General features: G+C 75.7%; 2 protein-coding genes and 1 pseudogene. All 3 read left to right on the top strand.

The features are described 5' to 3' along the window. Positions 1-302 (top strand): annotated as a pseudogene (locus tag FOE67_RS24375) (hypothetical protein); the annotation flags it as partial. A gap of 194 nt (positions 303-496) precedes the next feature. Continuing rightward, positions 497-1,075, top strand: a complete 579-nt coding sequence (locus FOE67_RS24370) for a MarR family winged helix-turn-helix transcriptional regulator (protein WP_182666986.1) — start codon at positions 497-499, stop codon at positions 1,073-1,075. Continuing rightward, on the top strand, positions 1,072-1,886 hold an 815-nt coding region (locus FOE67_RS24365; protein ID WP_182666985.1), incomplete at its 3' end, for an NAD(P)H-binding protein. The genes FOE67_RS24370 and FOE67_RS24365, both read left to right, overlap by 4 nt.

The following is a 1,886-nucleotide window of genomic DNA, read 5'->3' as shown; positions in this document are numbered from 1 at the left end:
CCTCCCGCCCCACCGCCGGTGCGACCGCGGGGCCGAGCGGCACCGAGGAGTCCGCGCCGGTGGAGAGCGTTCCCGGTGGCGACCAGACGGTGCGGGTGCCGCCGCAGCAGTCCGCCCCGGCCGCGCCCGAGCAGGGGCGGGAGAGCGGTTCCCCGGCGCCGGCGCCGGTCCCCGGGGACGGGGGTGCCGCCGGGGGCACCGGCGGCGAGGAATCGTCCGCCGAGGGCGGCCCGGCTCCCGCCCCGCCGGCCGAGGGGGGTGATCGGAGCAGCCTGGGCACCATCGGTGGGCTGCTCGGTTAGGCGGCCTCCTGGGCGGTTGACCCGTCCCGCTCGGCGGGACGGACGGGCCCCGGTCCGGTGACGCGCGACGGCGCGGCCGGGCCGGGGCCCGTCCGTGTGGGCGGGGCGGGGTGCCGGCACCGGACCCTAAAACTTGACGCTTCAAGTAAAAGGTGCTTCCATCTCACTTGACGCATCAAGTTAAGGTGGGAGGCATGGACGCGACGGAACCCCGCTGGTTGACCCCCGAGGAACGAGAGACCTGGCTGGAGTTGGTGGGGCTGTTCATCCGCCTGCCCACCGCCCTCGACGCCCAGTTGCGCCGGGACGCCGGCCTCAGCCACTTCGAGTACCAGGTGCTCGCCGGTCTCTCCGAGGCCCCGGACCGCACCCTGCGGATGAGCGACCTGGCCGTCTTCGCCGACGGCTCGCTCTCCCGCCTCTCCCACGTGGTCAAGCGCCTGGAACAGCGGGGCTGGGTGCGCCGCACCCCCGACCCGTGCAACGGCCGCTACACCCTCGCCGTGCTCACCGACGCCGGCATGGAGAAGGTCGTCGCCACCGCCCCCGGCCACGTGGAGGAGGTGCGCCGGCTCGTCTTCGACCCGCTCACCCCCGCGCGCCGCCGACAGTTGCGGGACATCGGCACCCGGATCAACGCCGCCATCGGCCCGGACGACTGCCCCGCCCACCTGCCCCGTCGTCCCGTGCCGACCGCCGGGAACAACGGGACCCCCGCCACCACCGCCGACCCGGACGGGCCGGCGGAACCCCCGGAAGGAACTTCCCCGTGATCGTCGTCACCGGAGCCGGTGGCTCCCTCGGCCGCCTGACCATCGACGCGCTCCTCGCCCGGGGCGTACCCGCCACCGGGCTCGTCGCCGCCGTCCGTTCCCCGGAGCGCGCGAAGGACCTCGCGGCCCTCGGCGTGGAGGTCCGCGAGGCCGACTACGACCGCCCCGACACCCTGCCCGGCGCCCTCGACGGCGCCCGCCGCGTCCTGTTGGTCTCGGGCAACGAGGTCGGCCGCCGGGAGCCCCAGCACCGCGCCGTCATCGACGCGGCCCTCGCCGCCGGCGTCGAACACCTCGCCTACACGAGCATCCTCCACGCCGACACCACCCCGCTGGCCCTCGCCCCCGAGCACCTGGCCACCGAACGACACCTGCGCGCCTCCGGCCTGCCCTTCACCCTGCTGCGCAACGGCTGGTACACCGAGAACTACGAGCAGATCATCCGTCGGGCCGTGGACGAGGGCGTCATCGCCTCCGCCACCGACGGCGGCCGGATCGCCTCCGCGCCCCGCGCCGACTACGCCGCCGCGGCGGCCGCCGTCCTCACCGCCGGGCATCCGGCCGAGGTGTACGAACTGTCCGGTGACACCGCCTGGAGCATGGCCGACCTCGCCGCCGTGGTGGCCGGGGTCGCGGGCGTGCCGGTGGTGCACCGTTCCCTGCCGCCGGCGGAGTACGAGGCGGCCCTCACCGGCTCGGGCGTTCCCCCGGAGACCGCCCGCATGCTGGTCGGGATGGACGTGGACATCGCCGCCGGTTGGCTCGCCGACACCCCCGGCGACCTCTCCCGCCTCCTGGGCCGCCCCACCAC

The organism is Streptomyces calidiresistens (genome assembly GCF_014141525.1).
Lineage (GTDB): Bacteria > Actinomycetota > Actinomycetes > Streptomycetales > Streptomycetaceae > Streptomyces > Streptomyces calidiresistens.
Note: the sequence above shows the minus strand (reverse complement) of the source record. Positions and strands in the feature narration are given on the sequence as shown.

Excerpts from the sequence above, each read along its gene's own strand:
- FOE67_RS24370 (WP_182666986.1), top strand. The coding sequence starts at position 497 with ATGGACGCGACGGAACCCCGCTGGTTGACCCCCGAGGAACGAGAGACC.